Source organism: Levilactobacillus suantsaii, from assembly GCF_004115745.1.
GTDB lineage: Bacteria > Bacillota > Bacilli > Lactobacillales > Lactobacillaceae > Levilactobacillus > Levilactobacillus suantsaii.
The window spans coordinates 35,132-53,570 of sequence record NZ_QXIL01000014.1 but is presented as its reverse complement, the minus strand read 5'-3'; the positions used below and the strand labels follow the sequence as shown (position 1 = coordinate 53,570).

The window sequence follows — 18,439 nt, the reverse complement described above, 5'->3', positions numbered from 1 at the left end:
TTTCAATCTCGTCATCGTCAATTCCCCAATCAGCGCGGATTAATGGTAAAATTTGAACAGACTACGCGCCCCGTCATCACGTGGGGGCGTTACCGCTTTTAAGGGGGAAACGCGCGTGAAACGCCTACAGCAATGGGGCTTGGATTTTTCCGTCGGCACACTTAACTTTTTGGCTTTAGCCGGCATCATGTTGCCCTATATTTTGATTTTGTTTCAATACCAACGGACCCACAGTACGACTTACTTGATTGCCCTGGTGGCCGTCTATATCTCGCGAGCCGCCAGCATTTTTTACACCAAACGCTTCAACCTCCGCTCCAGTACCTACTTATTGTTAACCCTGATTTTCGGGGTGCTGGGCAGTCTGCCCTTTGCCCTGACCCAATCACTGGGGTGGTTGATTCTCGGCAGTGTCTTGTGGGGCTACAGTGCCGCTACCATCTGGCCGTACTTCTTGACGGTCAAGCTCCACCTGTCCCATACCACGGCCTTTAAGATGAAACGCGTCTACTGGTTGGTGTTTCTGGTGCTAGCGCTGTTACTAGCGGCCGACTTTGGCTTTCACCTGAGCTTTTCGCTGACCTTCGCATTACTGGCCATTTTGAACCTGGTGGCTTTGCCCGGTGGTCTGCTGCTCAACCAGTTCACTCATGACTTCTACCAGGACCAGCCCAGCCAGCCCCACGGTCTCAAGCAACTTTGGCGCTGGTGGTTGTCCGTTCTTTTCTTCGCCGCTTTGGCCTTACTCACCACCCTACGCAAGGCCAGCATGGCACTGCCAAACTGGGCGACGCTTCTGATTATTCTGGTGGCCCTAGTGATTGCCGGTATCGAACTTCTGGCCGACAAACACGACCTGGGCGCCTTCAAGTTACGGCTGCTACACCGCGGCTTCGTCCTGCTCTTTAGCAGTTTCATGGCGTTCTTCTACTGGGGAAGCTTGGGGATGTACCTAGTCTTTGCGATGTATCTCATCGGCTTCGAAAGTGGCAACGCTGTAATCGGCGTTCTAGCTCACCACGATGCCACCCGCCAAAAGGTACTCGCCGGCCGACTCTTAGGCCTGGGCCATCTCTTAATCTTGATTCCCTGGAAATGGTCTTATTTGTTGGGGTTATTGTTGCTGGCCACCTACATTGGCTATGATAACCCGACCGTCACCAAAGACCTTTACGAATCCGAGGCCACCGATGACGACTCGGCCATGATTGAAAAATACCGGTTCTCCACGGCTGGCGGCTTGCTATGTCAGTTGTGTCTGTTTGCGTTACTAGCGTTGATTGCTTGTTTGACCCCGCTCACCATTCTGGACTTCTTCAAGCCAACCACAACGGCCCACTGGTTCTTCTACACCTGGGCCGTCAACTGGCCGCTTACCCTGGGGTCAGCGTGGGTCTCTTGGCGGGCTTTACGCCAACCCAATACACTGAAATAACCTTGACGACCACCAAAATGGGCCAGCCACGTTTAGCGCGTGACTGACCCATTTTAAAATCCAATTTACTGCAAATTATCAAACGTCTTCAACGAAGTCATAATCAAATTAATGAAAGCTTCCCGGTCGATATTCAATAGAACTTCAGTATTTTTAGGCTTGCCCGTCAACTCATAGTAGTCGCAGACCGTTTCACCCCGCGTTAACTCACCAGCGGTATCCACGTCCACGTTCATCTTGGCCGTTTGGAACCACTCCGGATGGAGCAACCAGGTGATGGTGCAGGGGTCGTGAAGCGGCGCCCCCTGAAAGCCCCACTTCGGTGCTTCGTGGTAGCGTTCAAAGAAATTCAGTAACCCGTTGAAGGCCTGGGCGACCGGATTTTGAATCTGCTTGAGTGCCGCGATTTCCGGTTTTAAGATTTGGGCCTTGTGGGTCACGTTCAGCGGGGCCATCACCAGGGGAATCCCGGCGTTCATCACGATTTTAGCCGCTTCGGGATCCACGTAGATGTTGAACTCGACCGACGGCGTCCAGTTGCCCAGTCCCATGGCGCCCCCCATGAACACGATTTGGCTGATTTTGGCCTTGAGTTCGGGGTACACGCGCAAGAAGAGCGCCGCGTTGGTCATCGGGCCAGTTACGACCAACGTGACCGGGTCTGCGCTGGCCCGCAAGGTCTTGGCCATCAGTTCAATAGCGGTCATGTCCTGGACCTTGAAATCCGGGTCGGGCAACTCGGCGCCGTCCAGGCCACTCTTACCGTGGACGTTGCCCGCCGTTTCCAGCAGCTTGAGTAACGGGGTCCGATTGCCACCCGCCACCGGAATTTCCTGGTGGTGCATCAACGTTAATAGGCGCATCGCGTTGTTCAACGTCTTCTCCGGCGTCTGGTTGCCCGCCGACGTGGTGACGGCTAAGAGATCTAACTCGGGGTTGGCCAACGCCAGCATCATCGCTAAGGCATCATCGTGGCCAGGATCACAATCTAAAATCAGTTTTGTTGTCATATTTTATCCACTCCTATCTAGTACCTTGTGACCGTAATTGTTGTGCAGATTGATGGCAGACCCAGAATAAATAACCATTTACCATTAATCCAATTATGCTTACTATAATGGTTACCAAATTTTCTCCTGATATAAGCGTACTAATGAAACCAAAGCTATAAACGACATTAATAAACTGCATAAATCCCACTGCAAATCGTCGTTTACGCCATATCCCTAAAATTGCCCACGCATATAGCAACATTGCAAAACCTAACGTGTTCAGCAATGGCCGATAGTTCCCAGTTAATGTTGGTAATAACGTTATCCCGTAGGCAATCATAAACAACACGACTGATAAAATAGCAGCAACTGTAATCGTTTTACATTTCGGCTTCATTAAAGCTCACTCCTCTAGAAGTACAACCCAACGATAGTCCCTGTAAGAACTGAAGCTAGCGTTGCACCTAATAACAGTTTCATAGAAAACTTGGCTACGTAACCACCCTGTTCCTTACTAATTGACTTAATAGAACCAGTAACGATTCCAACAGTCCCAAAGTTAGCAAACGAAACAAGATAAGCTGAAATAATAGCTGTTGCCTTAGCACTTAAAGTACCTGCTATACTGTGCAATGATCCCATGGCAACAAATTCATTAGTGATTAACTTGGTTGCCATTAAACTACCAACTTTCAGAGCATCGTGTGCTGGAACACCCATCAAAAATGCAACAGGTGAAAAAACATAACCAATTAAGTCAGTAAAAGAAATATGCAAAATTGCAGTAAAGGAACTATTTAAGAAAGTAACCAATGCGACAAATCCAATTAGCATTGCACCAACTGTAATTGCTAAGTTAAATCCATCTGTAATGTAAGTACCTAAAACTTGGAAGAATGGTTCATCATTACCTTTAGAAATTTGCACTAATTCATCATTATCAGATGTTTCATAAGGATTAATAACGCAAGAAACAATTAAGGCAGACAGAATATTTAAGAAAACTGCCACAACAACGAATTTCCCTGGAACCATCTTCATGTAAGAAGCTAACATTGCAGCAGATACGGCACTCATTGCCGAAGCACAAATCGTATAGAGTCGTTGCTCGTTTAACTTTGGAATTTGATCTTTAACAGTTAAGAAGACCTCAGGTTGACCTAAAACAGCGGTTGAAACTGCAAAGTAGCTTTCTAGTTCACCCATGCCAGCAACTTTATTTAACGCCCAACCAGTCCACTTAATAATGAATGGCAATACCTTAATATAATTTAAAATCCCTACTAATGCTGATATAAATACAATTGGCATTAAAACGTTAAGGAAGAAGACTGATGCTCCCGGTTTAATCATAAATCCACCAAAAACGAAATCAACCCCGCCAGCTGCTTGATTCATTAACCAGCTAAAGAAGCCGGAAATACTAGCAAGAGTCTTAACCCCGCCAGAAGTATGCAGACAGAGAAACGAAATAACAAGCTGTAAAGCAAATAGAATACCCATACGTTTGTATTTAATATGTTTACGATCCGAACTAACCAGCCAGCCAATTCCAAAGACTAATGCTAAACCTGTTAACAAAAATACAAAATTCATTATGTTTCAACTCCAGTCTAGTTTTCAAAGCTGCTCAATTAGCGATTACCAAATTCCCTTAAAAGTTTCTCAGCGGCGTCTTCATCGATATTACGTGGTGTATTTCCAGCGAATTGTTCATGGGTAACTGCCGATGCGTTTTCCAATAATTCTTCAGTAGAAATACCATAATCGCTAAATGGATGTAACCCTAAAGTTTCATCACGAAATTGTCGATAGGCTTCAACTGCACGATCCGCTCGCTGCTTTTCATCTTCATTTTCCCTATAGGTTAATCCTAATATTTGACCAATCTCGGCAACCTTTTTTGGTAATACTGGAGAAACAAATTTCAAAACACCTGGTAAAGCATAGGCTACCGCTTCACCATGAACAATATGATATTTAGATCCCAAGACATGTGCCATAGAGTGACCAACATTTGTTCCGGCATTATTCAACATCCAGCCAGCTAAAGTAGCCGCGACCATGACCCTTTGACGAGCTTCACGATCTTGGCCGTTCTCTACAGCTCGCGGTAGGTAATTAGCTAATAAAAACATGATTTTTTCACAAATTGCGTCCGTTACTGGGCTAGATAAGCGTGATGTATCCCCTTCTGCTGCGTGTGAAAATGCGTCCAATCCCGTCGCAATCGTCATTTTCTTAGGTAGAGATAGCACCATATCTGGGCATAAAACGGCATACTCACTAACTGCATTATCAGATAAAATCGCCAGTTTCTTTTGACTATCTACATCTGTTACGACCAATGCATTTGACATTTCGCTTCCTGTACCCGAAGTTGTAGGAATTGCAATTAATCCCGGACATGGTTTAATCGTTGCATCTGGCTTAGTATAGTCTAGTATGTAACCACCATTTATTCGAACAATATTAACTCCTCGAGCTACATCAATTGAACTGCCACCACCAATTGCAATAATACTATCAGCTTGATGTGCTTTAAAGGCCCCAACACCATCCATTACAGTAGCTGCTGGCGGATCAGAAACAACTTTATCAAAAACTGCGTATTGAATATTATTCTTACCGAGAACTTCCTGTGTTGTTTGAACCAGTGGCATCTCTGCAAGAAAGTGATCCATAATAAACAATGGTCGTTTATATCCCTCAGTCCTTAAGATATCAAGGATGGTAGATGATAAATCATCCGTATCTACTACCTTAACTCGTTGTAATAATTTGACATTCATCAAAACACCTCTCAATTTTTAGCTAAAATAAATCGTTTTCTAAATACTCCACTTAAAGCTTGAATTGTTGGTCCCGTTGTTAGTGCCGTTAAGATTGTAATAATTCCAAACCGTCCGCCTAACAAAACGCCAACAACAATTAAACACACATCAAATGTGATTTTGCTCCGTCGCATACTCCATCCTGTTTTGTCTCGTATCGTTAACATAAAGCCACTAAATGGATCAACACCAATATCTGCTGCTACAAACAAGCTAATCCTCAAATAATAAAGAGAGATACCTGTAGCACCACCAAACATTCTTGTTACAAGAGTTGTCGATTGAAAAATTATTGGATATAGATATGACCCAATTGAGATAAAAAATCCATATGGGACTAGATACATCAACGTTCCCCAACTGGCATAGTGACGACCAATTAAATACAATGCAACAATTAAACCAACATTAAGATAATTAGACACTGTTCCTAATTGAGCATGACCAAGGTGAAAAGTCGCACGCAAACCGTCATAGATAATCCCTACTGGGTCATTGCCAAGTTGCGTATTATTATTAAAAGCAACCCCAATACAAACAAGAAATATCCCAATCATAGCCAATGCAACCGTTGTTGGCGTATAACGACGATTTGTCAAGCTCTCTCATCTCCTTAGAATTTAAAGTCCCAACTTTTCAGCTGCTGCGTCAGCATTTTTACAAAACTCACGAACTTTATCAATATCTTTCTCCATACGCCCACCTTCATACTTAATGCTAGTTCGGGTTAAAGAATCAACTCCATACGGACGAATTTTTTCAATAGCATCCGCAACATTTTCAGGACTCATTCCACCAGCTTCAATAACTGGTACATCAACGGCCTTAACAATCTTCGCATCAATATTCCAGTCATGAGTTTTGCCACTGGCACCAATTCCAGTATCAGGAGCTAATCCTGAATCCAATAAAATATAATCAACAAATTGGGCAAAGTGCTTAGCACGATCAATTGCTGATTCATTATCAACCAAAACTGCTTGCATTAAGTCTGTATGGGGCGCAACTTTTTTAAGCCGATTAGCAAACTCCTTGTCAGCTGCATAACCGTCGCCTGCAATATGCAAAATGTCCGGTTGGATTTTTTTAGCTAAATCCAGCATTTCTTCCGGATCATTGGTTAACATAATAGCAACTCCTGTAACTCCACGACGCTTAGCTTCATCAAAGATTTTACGAACCCGGTCTAAAGGTACTCGATGCGCAGGTACACCACCATTTTGCATCGGTACCAAGCCAATATTGTCAGCGCCAGCTTCCATTGTTTTAACTGCTTCTTCGTATTGAATTAATGAATAAATCTGTTTAATCATTACCAAAATCTCCTTTTAGTTTAAAATAGTAAGCGTTTCCATTTTTGCTTGAATCTGTTCTACTGTAATATCTGGAACTGATTTTGCACTCTCAAGTGCAATGCTAGAAGCTGCTTGAGCAATTTGCCCCGTTTGCCGTAACGAACGATGCGGATCCGTAAAACGTCCCCATGTGATGGCGGCCATTCCACAATCTCCTGCACCATTAGCATTCACAATACTCGTTTTGAACGGTGATACATGAATTATCTCATGTTGGTCAGCACATAAAATACCATCCGCACCTAACGAAATATAAACATGTTTAACACCTTCATCAAGAAGAACTCTAGCAGCTACACCAGCGGTTTCCACATCCTTAACCTCAATACCACTTAACAGCGAAGCTTCTAACGCATTTGGCTTCAAAGTGTCCATCTTATTTAAAACATTTTGGAAATGTGGTGCCTTACTAACAGATACTGTATCACCAAATAATGGGACCGTTACATGATCACCTAGCCAATCAATGGCTTCTTGAGAAATATTAGCATCGATTAAGCAAATACTGGCATGATTAATAAAATCTAATCGTCGACTCAAAAATTCTGGGGTGATTTTATCGCAGATTCCCATATCATTAACACCAACTAGCATATCTCCTGTTTCATCAGTGATGTACATATAAGTTGAAGAACGGGAACCAATCATTTGTTCAGCCTGATCTAACATAATATGGTTATCATGGCAAGCTTGTTTTAAAAGCGTTCCATTGTAATCATCACCATAAACTGTTAAAAGATATGTTGGAGTACCTAAATGCGCTAAGTTTTGTGCAATATTCTGGCCTACACCACCAACACTCATCCCCACCGTTCCAATATTAGAATCACGAGGAATCACTTTATGACTAGGCATCCCAAAGATATCCATATTCATTCCACCAATGACTACAACATAGTTATCCTTATGCGTTGCATTCATATCAATTACCTCCTCACCAAAGGCGATTTATAAACAAATTTTTATTTAAATAGTCATTTGACAGTTAAAGAATACCTCTTAATGTAAGCGCTGCCAATAAAAATAAAAAAGCTTCTTTTTATTTTCTATTTATTCACAAGCTTGCCTAATGTTTAACGTACTATTATGTCTAAGTTCGCCAACACTTCATATTTACTTATTCACAATAAAAAAGAATTCTTCCAAAATTAATGGAAGAATTCAATCCTTATTTAAGGATAGACAGCTGTTGTTGTATTAACAAACTTTCTGTCATTTTTTCATTAACAGCCTCATTCGATTCAGACGTAATGTCAGCAGCTGCAATCCCCAATTGAGCTGTCGTTCGGAAATCCTTATTACATAATCTTGCCCAACTTAAAGCTGCCGTAGCTGCTGCCCCTGCTCCATTAGTATTTTTTGCCTGATGCTTCCGTTCATTAAAAAAATAAAATTTATCTTTATTTTCGTAGAGAATCCCGACATCGTCAATGTAGATAAAAATATTATCGATTCCACGGTTTAGTAATTTGTGAGCGCACTTACGTGCAGTATTTTCATCCGTTACCGGTAGTTTTGTCAAAACAGTGGCTTCAATACCATTAATTACTAGAGTATCTAGATAGCTTAATCCATCATAAAGATTCATCGTTTTATTCAATCCAACGGCTTTTGCAAAAATTGGAACAGTCACATTACTGTATATCCAGCGTATCGTTCTCTTGGGCAAGTTAGAATCAATGACAACTAATTTTGAATTATTAATGACCCTTTTTCGTTGTTCCAAATATTCTGGAGACATGTAATGGTTAATCCCCATATCATCAATACCAACAACTCGATCGCCATTTGGTTGATTGACATACAAATAATTCGATGTTGCTTCATGCGGTATTTGCTCCGAGTGCGTGATATCTACACCTTGATTTAAAGAATTTTCCTTAAAGCGCTCACCATTTTGATCGTCTCCAAAAGCAGCTATTAAATAAGTTTTAATTCCCATTTTACTTAAATTTACTGCAATATTTCGGCCAACTCCACCTAATCGGTTATAGATTTTTCCTGGATAGGAACTACGACTATCAATACCTTCCTTTGCCATTCCAAATGTATCAATGTTAACACCGCCAATAACAGTTACGTATCTTGGTGGAGTTATAATATATCCTTTCCCCTGAATATATCCTTTCTTCACAAGATTTGAAATATGAGCAGCAACCCCTGATCGCGTGATACCAGCTAATTTAGCCAAATCATTTTGCGAAATTAATGGATTTTGTTTTATCCATTCTAGTATTTGTTCTTCCCGGTTGGTTGCCATTTTTAACCCTCATTTCCTAATAATAAGTTAATCTTATCATAACACCCCCAGACTGCCTCTCATTAAATTACTAACTCCAATAAATTTAAAGCCACCCCAAAAACGACCACTCATCTAGCTAACGAGTGATCGTTTTTAAAATCCAATTTAGTTTTTCGTCCGGTGCCAAGTCAGCTTCGGTCGCCATAACCAAAGGTAGCCGAAGATGACCGTTACTAGCAATGCGATAATCCCCGCAGTGGTGACATGAAAACCACCGCTGAAGATGACCGTCACGTAGATTACGAATACCAGGTAGACTGGCCAACGCAACCCCGGAAACAGGAGGTACTCGCCGTCGTGTTCCAACGAGAGCCGTTGGTAAAGCCAAGCGCCCCAAACGGCTAAAATAATGGTCGCCACAATCCAGGCACCGATTTCCGTCCACTGGCCTTGTTGTGCGGTCAAAAGGTTGAATCCCGGAACGTTCACGCTGATAATGCCGACTAACGACAGGATAAACCCGGCCAACGTCACCCACAGGGCCCCCGTTTGCCCAATAATCAAGGCCGCAAACCAGCAAATAGCAAAGAACCCGATGGACGTGGTTAAGCCCATCAACCACGTGGTGATTAGCCCTGGCCAAGCCAGGTCAAGGGTCACGCTGGCTGGCATTTGCAGCCAATAAATCAGGTACTGAATGGCCGTCGTGACCACGGCAATTCCCAGTAAGCCGCCTAACCCCAACGTCAATTTCGTCCAGTAGATTTGCCGGCGCCGGTAGCCGCTGGTGAAGAGAAACTGGTTGAAGTGGTCCTTCAAGTCTTGGTTCATCAAGACCAACCCGGCCAGGCCAAAGGCAAACATCAGCCACGGCGAGTATAACGAGAAACTCCCAAAGCGGAGTTTGGTCGCGTCGAAGGCCAGCCACTGGTGCATCTGCGGGCCAAAGACGGTCGTCTTGGAATGATACAACCAGGTCGTGGTATCGGCCCAGGCCGATAGCGCCATAATCAGCAATGAAATCAGCCCCAACGACCAGAAACGTTTGCGATATTGCCGCCAAAGTAAGCGGCGTAAATTTTTATCCATCTTATCCCCCTACTGCATCAGCTGGTAACCAGCGGTTTGCGACAAATTTGCCCGGAAGAGGTCTTCCAGCGTCAACGGCAGTTCTTCCATCAAGACCGGGTCGAGCGCTTGGAGCTGTTCGGCCAGTTCCGGCGTGTAGTCCGGAAAGACCACTACTAAGACTCGTCCAGAGACCCGAATCAGCCGGCTATGCTTCTTCACGATGGCCGGAATCTCCTTGCCGGCAAAGACCAACTGGAGTTTCTTAGCCTGGGCCCGCACATCTTCCAAGTTGTAATCGTGGACCAAGCGGCTGGCTTTCAATAACAGCACCCGGTCGCTCAAGCCATCGAGTTCGTTCAAGTCGTGCGAGGAGATCAAGAAGCCCTTCTGCTGGTCGGCGACCTCGTCGATGACCATGGTGGCGATATTCTCCCGCACGATGACGTCCAACCCGTCGAATGGTTCGTCTAACAAGATGTATGGTGCGTTCGACGTCAGGGCTAAGATGACGTTGACCAGCGCCCGCATCCCCTTGGAGAGCTGCCGGTACTGGTCCGAAGCCGTCAAATTGAAGCGTTGTAAGAGGTCGCGGTACCGGTCCGCATCAAAGTCGGCGTAGACCAAGCGATAAAAGTCCGGTAACTCGGCCAAGCGATAATTCCCCAAGAAATTATACTGGGTGTCGATAAAGAACAGTTGCCGCTGGTAAGCCGGCTCCTGCTTCAGGTCGTGCTCGTCGATGGTCACGGTCCCCTTGTCGGCCACGTACTGGTTGGTCATGGTCCGAAACAGGGTGGTCTTCCCGACCCCATTGCGGCCGACCAAGCCCACGATTTCGCCGGGATGCCACTGAAAATCGATGCCCGTAATGATGTCACGGTGCTCGATGGTTTTACTTAGGTCCTTCACGTGTAACATTAATCTGCCTCCTCATAGGCCGTTTTAATCCACTCAATCACTTCATCTGCCGGAACCCCCAAGTACCGAATCTCGGTCAATAGGCTCAACAACCGTTGCTTACTCGCTACGACCTGAGCGGTGTCGGCCACCGCGTCATTGGTCTCGCGCACATAAGTCCCCTTGCCGTGCACCGTGCGAATCACGTTTTGCGTCTCCAACTGTTTGTAGGCCTTGCTGACCGTGTTGGGGTTCAACTGTTCTTGCCGGGCCATCTCCCGTACGGACGGCAACCGGTCCCCCGGCCGTAAGATTCCCCGGACAATCTGTTGCTTAACGCGTAACACCAGTTGCTCATAGTACGGTAACCCTGATTGATCACTGACGGGCATCCGCCTCACTCCTTTACCGTTGACCCTCCATGTGTTCTGTGTGTCCTATTATACATAGTACACTCGAAAACACAAGCCTAAATTCAGCCAACAAAAAGGCGTTTGAGTGCCAACACCCAAACGCCTAAACTTGCTTCATCTTAGTGGCGCCCAAATCATTGCCGAGTGACCCGCAACGATTCAGCGCCTTCATCATTTGTTTTGTTCCGCAGCCCAATGGGCCAAGGCGACCCCGGTACGAGAATCCTCGATGTTGATCGACTTCCGCGGTACGCCACTGTACTGGATATGCCCGCCATAGCGTCCGGCATCGGGCCCGACGTCAATCAACCAATCGGCCTGACTGATGACGGCCAGGTTGTGTTCGATGATGATCAGCGAGTTACCCGCAGCGACCAATTGGTTGAACAGCTTGAGTAAGCGGTCGGTATCCTGTAAATGCAGGCCCGCCGTGGGTTCGTCCAACAAGTAGACGGTCCCTTCCTTACCCAGTTCGACCGCGAGCTTCAACCGTTGCACTTCCCCACCGGACAACGTGGTCAGGGGTTGAATCAACGTCAGATAACCCAGGCCGACCCGAGCCAAGTTGGCCAAGGGCTTGGCGACCTTGGGTGTATCGGCAAAGAACTTGCTAGCTGCTTTGACCGACATCTGGAGTACTTCGGCAATCGTCTTGTCATGGTAGGTGTACTGCAAGGCTTGGTCGCTGTAGCGTTGGCCGTGGCAGAGCTCACAGGTCTGCACGACCGGGTCCATGAAGGCCATGTTGGTGATGGTGACCCCTTTGCCCTTACACCGCGGGCAGGCGCCCTTGCCGTTATAACTGAACCAGCCGGCCGCCACGTGGTTGGCCTTGCCAAAGAGTTGGCGAATATGGTCCAAAATCCCCAGGTAGGTGGCGGGCGTCGAGCGAATGTTAATGCCCACCGGCGTTTGTGCCAGGTCGATATAGTCGGTCTTCAATTGGCGCTTGATGGCGCTGACCAACGAACTCTTCCCGGAACCAGCGACCCCCGAGATAACGGTCATGATACCCAAGGGGATGTCGACCGACACGTCGGCCAAGTTATTTTCGGACACGTGGGTCAAAGCCAGTTGTCCTTTTGCCGGTCGTTCCGGACCCCAAGTGTGCGGTTGACGTAACCAGTTGCCGGTCAACGTATCGGAAGCCAGGAGTTCGGGATAGGTCCCCGTAAACGTGATTTGGCCGCCCTGTTCACCGGCCTTGGGGCCCATTTCGACCACGTAATCGGCAAACGAGAACATGGCCGGGTTGTGCTCGACCACCAGAATCGTGTTGCCTTTTTCCTTCAACCGCGTCAAAGCCTGCTTGATGAGTTGAATGTCGTGCGGGTGCAGGCCCACGCTGGGTTCGTCTAAGATATAGACCATGTCAACCAGCGAACTGGTCAGGTACTTGGCAATCTTGATGCGTTGCGCTTCCCCACCGGATAACGAGCTGGTCCCCCGGTCGAGAGTCAGATAGCCCAGGCCAATATCGACCAGTGATTGAATTTTGGTGGTCAGTTCCCGAACCACATCGGTGACTAACGGTTCGGTAATGGTCCGCAAAAACTTCAACACGTGATTCAAGTCTAAGGCGGAAACTTCGGCGATGTTCTGGCCGTTGATGGTCACCGTCAAAACTTCCGGCTTCAGCCGGCTCCCATGACAGGTCGGGCACGGCTTACGCGTGACAATGGCCGCAATCGCGTCACGGTGATGGGCCGCCTCGCGCTTGCCGATGATCGACCGGCGAATCCGCGGGACCAAGCCTTCATACAACGCGGTCCGGGGAAAATCTGGGCCAGGGTGTTTCAGGTGCTGTTGTGGCGCGTGCATTAACATCTCGTACTCCTTATCGGTGTAGTCTTTGATGGGCTTATCGTTATCGAACAAGCCGCTCAATGCGTACCGCCGCCAGCGCCAGGTATTAGGCGCGAAGCTCACGAAGGTGATGCCACCGTCGTTCAACGACTTGTTACCGTCGATCAGTTGCGATTCGTCGATATCGTCCACGTAACCCAGACCCTGACAGGTTGGACACATCCCTTGGGGTAGGTTGAACGAAAAGGTGTCCGAGTAACCGATAAACGGTTTCCCGATTCGTGAAAATAGTAACCGTAACAACGAATAGATTCCGGTGTAGGTCGCTAGCGTTGAACGGGCATTCTTACCTAATCGTTGTTGGGCGATGACAATGGCCACGGGCAAATGGTCGATGCGCCCCACATGGGGTTGCCCGTATTTGGGTAGGTACTGTTGCGTAAAACTGGGGAACGTCTCGTTCAATTCCCGCCGCGATGCCGCAGCAATCGTGTCAAAGACGAGCGACGACTTCCCCGACCCGGACAGGCCGACAAAGACCGTGGTACGGTACTTGGGCAACCGTAGACTCACGTGTTGCAGGTTATTTTGTGTCGCGTCGTTGACCGCGATATAACCCTGAGTAAATTCTTGAGTTGACATGATAATCTCCTCTCTTGACCGGATGTTTACTCCCCTCAGTGTAGCACGGCTGGCGGGACGCTTGCGACCAAAGCGTTTCGCGACTTTAGCCTGGACACAAACGCTTCGTAAGCAAAATTGACCAACTTCTTTAAAAAAACGATTATACTCAAATTAGTTCATTGAAAGGAGCTTTTGTGTATGTCATTTTTTAACCATCATTCACTCAACCTCCCCGCTGCCGTCCTCGCTGGCGGGCTGGCGGGAATCGTGTCCGGCCTCGTCAAGTTAGGGTGGGAAAATGTTTTGCCACCCCGCACCGAAGAACGCGATGCCACTAATCCACCGCAGACCCTGCTACAACAATTTGGGGTCCCTGAAAAATTGACCCACGCGACCTACCATTATTCTGGTCACGCTTTGCCATGGGTCAGCTACGTGATGCACTTTGGCTTTTCAACCACCTTTGCCGTGCTCTACCAAGTCTTAGGTGAAAAAATCCCGGCCATTAAAAAGGACGCCGGCACCTGGTTTGGCCTAACCATCTGGGTCGCTTTTCATTTAGGTATCATGCCAGCGATGGGAACCGTACCGTCCATCAAGGACCAACCCAAGACCGAACACATCTCCGAAGCGTTGGGCCACGTGGCTTGGATGGTGACTAACGACTTAGTCGGCGACGAAATCTATCGGCGACTCGTGGCCAAGAGCCGCCAGTAATACCTGAAAGGGGGGGCGTACTTATGCAACAAGCACCTTGGCAAACAAAGTGGCCCGAACGAATCAGCTACGGCATGAGCGATGCCGCAGATAACCTGGTCTTTCAAATGATGACCACTTACCTACTCTTCTTTTACACGGACGTTTACGGTCTTTCCGCTAGTAGCGCGGCCATTCTGTTCATCGTGGCCCGACTGGCCGACGTTGTGGAGAGCTTGATTATCGGGCTGATGATCGACCGCACCCATTCGAAATGGGGCAAGAGTCGGCCATTTTTCCTGTGGTATGCCCTCCCCTACGTGGCCTTTGCCGTGCTGACTTTCGTCACGCCCCCGTTCGGTGCGACCGGTAAACTCGTCTGGGCCTACGTCACCTACCTGGGACTAGGTTTCTTCTACACCGCGGTCAACCTGCCGATCACTTCGATCCTACCTACCCTGAGTCAAAACACCAAAGAACTCACGTTACTGGGGGTCGTTCGTCAATTTGGTGGTAGCGACGTACAAATCATCGTGGCCGTCTTCACCCTACCTTTAGTCGCCTACTTCGGCCAGGGCAACCAGCAAAAGGGGTTCTTACTGACCATTGCCGTCTTTGGTGGCATTTCGCTGATTCTGATCTGGAACACGTTCTTTCAGGTCAAGGAACGCTTCACCAATCCCGAACACGCCCACCAATCCTGGAGCGCCGTTTGGCAAATGCTCAAGCAAAACCAGCCCTGGTTGGTGATGTCGGTGGTCATCCTGCTTTACTGGCTGACGACCGCTATCAAGAATCAGACCACGATTTACTACTTCAAATACTTACAAAATGATGAGGGCTTAGTCCCCTGGGCCAATGCCTTCACCTTTGCCTCACTGATTGGGGTCGTCCTCATCATCCATTCGGCCGGTCGCTGGGGCAAGAAACGCACCATGTTAGGTGGGATGGGCCTCGGGCTCATCGGTCAAGCCATCCTGGCACTGGGAACCACCCTCAACGTCTTACCGCTGATTTTCACCGGTACCCTGGTCAACGCCATTGGCAATGGGCTGATCATTGGTCTGGTCTCCATCATGATTGCGGATACGATTCGCTACGGGGCCACTCTGGGCATCCAAGCTGAGGGCATCCTGGCTTCGACCGACGACTTCGGGGTCAACGTGGGCCTCGGGCTCGGGGGCCTCATCACGGCTGGCCTGTTCCACCTCTCGGGTTACGCCGCCAACCAGACGCAAAACCTGGCGACCCAGCATATGATTGTTTTAAACTACGCGTGGTTGCCCCTGTTGTTGTATCTGGTGATGATTCTGGTCTTACTCCTTTACGATGATCACCGAATCCAGGCCGCGCTGACCAAAGAGCGCGAGTAACCCGGCTTGCTTGACGTCGCAATCTAAAAACTCCCACCGAACATTCAAACGTTCGGTGGGAGTTTTGTGAGCCAAAAGCAGGTTTTCCAAGACTTAGCCGGCTTGGGAAGCCTGTTGACTATCCTAAATTTAACCGTGATTACAGATTGCCATTGCCCAACCGACCCGGTTTTTCGTTGCCCCGGTTGGAGTTGCGGCGTTTATCATGTAAACTATCGAAACCAACAAAGCCCGCCGCGACCGCACGTTCATTGGCGCGGTGGAGCACTTCGATAAAGTGTTCCGCTTCATCACGGCCAAAGAAACCTAACCAGCGGTGGAACCGTTCGTCAGTGGCTTGGGCCAGATTACGTTGAACCCGGCTGCCCGCGGCAGTCAACGTAATGTACTTGACCCGCCGGTCGTTAGGATCGACCTTTTGCATCACGTAATTTTCCTTTAATAAAACGTTGACCTGCCGGGCGATAGCGCTCTTTGAGACGCCCTCCAGCTTGGCCAGTTCGACCAACGTCTGCCCATTTTTACTGCGCGCAATATTCTCCATGACCATGTAGGCCTCAAAGGTCAAGTTGTACTTTTGCGTCGGGATGGACACAAAATCCCCGATATACTTAAAAATGTGCATGTACAAGTCATCAAACTGCTTTTTCAACTCTTCTTCAGTTAGCGTTTCATTCGTTATCTCACTCATAATCTCTTCATTACTCCTTTTACGGCTCTTCTCCCGTTGCTATTAGTCGCGTGGCACCTCCGACGTGCACACCGATCACGTCATGTTGCTAAGTATATCACCTGCAGGACAATTAATCTGTAAATTAACTTATCCGATAAGATGAATGGTAAAGGTTCCCCTATCAGAACATATGTTCTATAATGGATATAAATTCGATAATCAAGGACGTGACCGCATTGCAACCTATTATTCAGACGTACACGTTACTCCACACAGCCTACCAGAACAACCAAATTACTTCGCTTACCATTCACGGCACCACCTATACCGGTACTGTGGATTTTCTCACAACGCAAACCGTCTATCTTGGTCTCCGTGCTGGTTATTCTTGCCAATTACCGCTAGGCCAGATCAGCCAGGCGCACTTACACCAATTGCAACCTTGGTGGTACCTTTACGATTAAGCGACGATATCCTCCTCATAGTATCACCTCTCCGCCAGCAAAAATAAACCCTTTTTTAAATATTGTCGCAATTTCTTTTACAATTCCGCTTAAATCAAGGTGGTGGGCGGAGACTGGCCTCCGCTTGCGCGCATTAATGTATAGCTGACACTAGTCTAATTATACCGCCAGTGACCCGTAAACGGCGACCACAAAATGGCGAACCTGGTAACATTACAAATCTTGTATAGAATAACTAATTGATAAATGCTAACCTTTTGCCCACTAAGTCTAATTATTCACGTAGTGGTTTAAAAAAGCCCTGACACCCTGCCTGGGCTTTTTTTGGTCCTGTTTTAAGTTATTTCAGTTCGACAAAGGCTCCGGGTAAGATTCCGGCCACCGTGGTCTCCGCCACAGCGCCCCGTTGATTCGTCAGGTAGACGGGGGCGTCCTGGTCGAAAAATTCAGCGATGACCTGGCGACAAATCCCGCACGGGGCAATCGGACCGTCCGTGTTCCCCGTGACTAAAATCGCCTGAAAGTGGCGTTCCCCCGCCGCAATCCCGCTAAAGATCGCGGTCCGTTCGGCACAGTTAGTCGCACCATACGAGGCGTTTTCGATATTGCAGCCACCATACACTTTGCCGCTCTCGCCGACGACCGCCGCGCCCACGTGGAAATGAGAATAAGGGGTGTAAGCTTTGTCCAACATTGCCGTGGCAACTTTGAGAAGTTCTGCTTGATTTACCATAATTGCTCCTCCTTAATTCTAAAACCAGTTAACACACTTATTGTGTCATAATTTCAAAGAAAGCGCTACCTTTTGCACAAAATTTCGATGTGTTTTTCAAGTCGCTCACCTGCCATGCCTGCTGGCCCCTAAAAATCCGGGGAAATTGAGGTAAATCTACAGCCAAAGCTGTGAGCTATGCTAAAATAATGACAACATTATAATGAGGAGTAACTAAACTTACCATGAAAACATTGCGGAGTATTTTAAGCTGGGTCGTCCCGATTGCCGTGGCGGTAATTCTGGTGGTCCTGGTGCGGAGCTATTTACTAGAAGTCGTCAAGGTTTCCGGTGACTCCATGACCCCTAATTTGGCCGACCAGGAACGGATGCTAGTCGTCAAGCCCCTGAGTGTCAAACGACTCAGCGTCATCGTCTTCGACGCCCATGGGGAGGATCCCAATGCCGCGCCCAATACCAACTACGTCAAACGCGTGATTGGGCTACCGGGGGACCGAATCGTCAGCAAAAACGGGACCATCTCCATCAACGGCCACAAGCTCAACCAATCATTCATCAGTGCTAGCGAACGCACCACGGGAACCGGCAACTGGACGTTACAAAGTCTGGCCAAACAACATCACTGGGCCTACAAGGGTAAAGCCGTCCCTAAGGGCCATTACTTCGTTTTGGGCGACCACCGTAGCGTGTCCGAAGATAGCCGCGCCTGGGGTTACGTCGATGCCAATAAGGTCATGGGTGTCGTCAAGATTCCGTTTTGGCAAACGACCGCCACGTACCGCCACAACATCAATAGTTTGGCGCAATAGATAGAAAAAGCACAGCTTCCCG

18 protein-coding genes are annotated in these 18,439 nt (G+C 47.6%); 5 read left to right on the top strand and 13 right to left on the bottom strand.

Going from position 1 to position 18,439, the window contains the following annotated elements; translation table 11 throughout:
- Window positions 1-115 precede the first annotated feature (115 nt).
- Entirely contained in the window at window positions 116-1,435 is a 1,320-nt protein-coding gene (locus DXH47_RS07790; RefSeq protein ID WP_129032797.1) for a hypothetical protein, read from the top strand.
- A gap of 65 nt (window positions 1,436-1,500) precedes the next feature.
- On the opposite strand, the gene rihA is transcribed toward DXH47_RS07790, so the two are convergent.
- The 11 genes from rihA to DXH47_RS07735 form a co-directional block, all read right to left on the bottom strand.
- Window positions 1,501-2,445, bottom strand: a complete 945-nt coding sequence (rihA, locus tag DXH47_RS07785; RefSeq protein ID WP_129032796.1) for a pyrimidine-specific ribonucleoside hydrolase RihA — start codon at window positions 2,443-2,445, stop codon at window positions 1,501-1,503.
- Between the two features lie 393 nt (window positions 2,446-2,838).
- Window positions 2,839-4,023 (bottom strand): NupC/NupG family nucleoside CNT transporter, encoded by a 1,185-nt coding sequence (locus tag DXH47_RS07780; protein ID WP_129032795.1) that lies wholly within the window; start codon window positions 4,021-4,023, stop codon window positions 2,839-2,841.
- 38 nt (window positions 4,024-4,061) lie between these two features.
- Window positions 4,062-5,219, bottom strand: a complete 1,158-nt coding sequence (locus DXH47_RS07775) for an iron-containing alcohol dehydrogenase (RefSeq protein WP_129032794.1) — start codon at window positions 5,217-5,219, stop codon at window positions 4,062-4,064.
- Window positions 5,220-5,230: 11 nt separating this feature from the next.
- On the bottom strand, window positions 5,231-5,860 hold the full coding sequence (locus DXH47_RS07770) for a YczE/YyaS/YitT family protein (protein ID WP_225423530.1): 630 nt from the start codon (window positions 5,858-5,860) through the stop codon (window positions 5,231-5,233).
- 21 nt (window positions 5,861-5,881) lie between these two features.
- Complete coding sequence (locus tag DXH47_RS07765) at window positions 5,882-6,574, bottom strand: phosphoribosylanthranilate isomerase (RefSeq protein WP_129032793.1); 693 nt, start codon at window positions 6,572-6,574, stop codon at window positions 5,882-5,884.
- Between the two features lie 15 nt (window positions 6,575-6,589).
- A complete protein-coding gene (locus tag DXH47_RS07760) occupies window positions 6,590-7,537 on the bottom strand; it encodes a PfkB family carbohydrate kinase (RefSeq protein ID WP_129032792.1) in 948 nt (315 codons plus the stop codon).
- A 247-nt stretch (window positions 7,538-7,784) separates the two neighbouring features.
- Window positions 7,785-8,876: a PfkB family carbohydrate kinase gene (locus DXH47_RS07755; protein WP_129032791.1), complete on the bottom strand. Its 1,092-nt coding sequence runs from the start codon at window positions 8,874-8,876 to the stop codon at window positions 7,785-7,787.
- A 147-nt stretch (window positions 8,877-9,023) separates the two neighbouring features.
- A complete protein-coding gene (locus tag DXH47_RS07750) occupies window positions 9,024-9,947 on the bottom strand; it encodes an ABC transporter permease (RefSeq protein ID WP_129032790.1) in 924 nt (307 codons plus the stop codon).
- Window positions 9,948-9,956: 9 nt separating this feature from the next.
- Complete coding sequence (locus DXH47_RS07745; protein ID WP_129032789.1) at window positions 9,957-10,847, bottom strand: ATP-binding cassette domain-containing protein; 891 nt, start codon at window positions 10,845-10,847, stop codon at window positions 9,957-9,959.
- Window positions 10,847-11,218 (bottom strand): GntR family transcriptional regulator, encoded by a 372-nt coding sequence (locus DXH47_RS07740; RefSeq protein ID WP_129032788.1) that lies wholly within the window; start codon window positions 11,216-11,218, stop codon window positions 10,847-10,849. Before DXH47_RS07740 ends, DXH47_RS07745 begins: the two co-directional genes overlap by 1 nt.
- A gap of 192 nt (window positions 11,219-11,410) precedes the next feature.
- Complete coding sequence (locus DXH47_RS07735; RefSeq protein ID WP_129032787.1) at window positions 11,411-13,687, bottom strand: ATP-binding cassette domain-containing protein; 2,277 nt, start codon at window positions 13,685-13,687, stop codon at window positions 11,411-11,413.
- A 180-nt stretch (window positions 13,688-13,867) separates the two neighbouring features.
- Here DXH47_RS07735 and DXH47_RS07730 point away from each other — a divergent pair, with 180 nt between their 5' ends.
- Window positions 13,868-14,386 (top strand): DUF1440 domain-containing protein, encoded by a 519-nt coding sequence (locus tag DXH47_RS07730; protein WP_129032786.1) that lies wholly within the window; start codon window positions 13,868-13,870, stop codon window positions 14,384-14,386.
- A 23-nt stretch (window positions 14,387-14,409) separates the two neighbouring features.
- A complete protein-coding gene (locus DXH47_RS07725; RefSeq protein WP_129032785.1) occupies window positions 14,410-15,738 on the top strand; it encodes an MFS transporter in 1,329 nt (442 codons plus the stop codon).
- A 139-nt stretch (window positions 15,739-15,877) separates the two neighbouring features.
- Here the strand turns inward: DXH47_RS07725 and DXH47_RS07720 are convergent, their stop codons facing one another.
- Window positions 15,878-16,429 carry a MarR family winged helix-turn-helix transcriptional regulator gene (locus DXH47_RS07720; RefSeq protein WP_129032784.1) on the bottom strand — a complete coding sequence of 184 codons (552 nt, stop codon included), beginning with the start codon at window positions 16,427-16,429 and terminating at the stop codon, window positions 15,878-15,880.
- 218 nt (window positions 16,430-16,647) lie between these two features.
- On the opposite strand from DXH47_RS07720, the gene DXH47_RS07715 reads away from it, so the two are divergent.
- Window positions 16,648-16,875, top strand: a complete 228-nt coding sequence (locus tag DXH47_RS07715) for a hypothetical protein (RefSeq protein ID WP_129032783.1) — start codon at window positions 16,648-16,650, stop codon at window positions 16,873-16,875.
- Between the two features lie 340 nt (window positions 16,876-17,215).
- Here the strand turns inward: DXH47_RS07715 and DXH47_RS07710 are convergent, their stop codons facing one another.
- Window positions 17,216-17,608, bottom strand: a complete 393-nt coding sequence (locus tag DXH47_RS07710) for a cytidine deaminase (protein WP_129032782.1) — start codon at window positions 17,606-17,608, stop codon at window positions 17,216-17,218.
- A 224-nt stretch (window positions 17,609-17,832) separates the two neighbouring features.
- On the opposite strand from DXH47_RS07710, the gene lepB reads away from it, so the two are divergent.
- Window positions 17,833-18,417: a signal peptidase I gene (lepB, locus tag DXH47_RS07705; protein ID WP_129032781.1), complete on the top strand. Its 585-nt coding sequence runs from the start codon at window positions 17,833-17,835 to the stop codon at window positions 18,415-18,417.
- Window positions 18,418-18,439: the final 22 nt, after the last annotated feature.

Coding starts and splice junctions, on each gene's coding strand:
- DXH47_RS07735 (WP_129032787.1), bottom strand. CDS start 13,687: ATGTCAACTCAAGAATTTACTCAGGGTTATATCGCGGTCAACGACGCG.
- DXH47_RS07730 (WP_129032786.1), top strand. CDS start 13,868: ATGTCATTTTTTAACCATCATTCACTCAACCTCCCCGCTGCCGTCCTC.
- DXH47_RS07740 (WP_129032788.1), bottom strand. CDS start 11,218: ATGCCCGTCAGTGATCAATCAGGGTTACCGTACTATGAGCAACTGGTG.
- DXH47_RS07760 (WP_129032792.1), bottom strand. CDS start 7,537: ATGAATGCAACGCATAAGGATAACTATGTTGTAGTCATTGGTGGAATG.
- DXH47_RS07720 (WP_129032784.1), bottom strand. CDS start 16,429: ATGAGTGAGATAACGAATGAAACGCTAACTGAAGAAGAGTTGAAAAAG.
- DXH47_RS07780 (WP_129032795.1), bottom strand. CDS start 4,023: ATGAATTTTGTATTTTTGTTAACAGGTTTAGCATTAGTCTTTGGAATT.
- DXH47_RS07755 (WP_129032791.1), bottom strand. CDS start 8,876: ATGGCAACCAACCGGGAAGAACAAATACTAGAATGGATAAAACAAAAT.
- DXH47_RS07775 (WP_129032794.1), bottom strand. CDS start 5,219: ATGAATGTCAAATTATTACAACGAGTTAAGGTAGTAGATACGGATGAT.
- DXH47_RS07710 (WP_129032782.1), bottom strand. CDS start 17,608: ATGGTAAATCAAGCAGAACTTCTCAAAGTTGCCACGGCAATGTTGGAC.
- DXH47_RS07765 (WP_129032793.1), bottom strand. CDS start 6,574: ATGATTAAACAGATTTATTCATTAATTCAATACGAAGAAGCAGTTAAA.
- DXH47_RS07750 (WP_129032790.1), bottom strand. CDS start 9,947: ATGGATAAAAATTTACGCCGCTTACTTTGGCGGCAATATCGCAAACGT.
- rihA (WP_129032796.1), bottom strand. CDS start 2,445: ATGACAACAAAACTGATTTTAGATTGTGATCCTGGCCACGATGATGCC.
- DXH47_RS07745 (WP_129032789.1), bottom strand. CDS start 10,847: ATGTTACACGTGAAGGACCTAAGTAAAACCATCGAGCACCGTGACATC.
- lepB (WP_129032781.1), top strand. CDS start 17,833: ATGAAAACATTGCGGAGTATTTTAAGCTGGGTCGTCCCGATTGCCGTG.
- DXH47_RS07725 (WP_129032785.1), top strand. CDS start 14,410: ATGCAACAAGCACCTTGGCAAACAAAGTGGCCCGAACGAATCAGCTAC.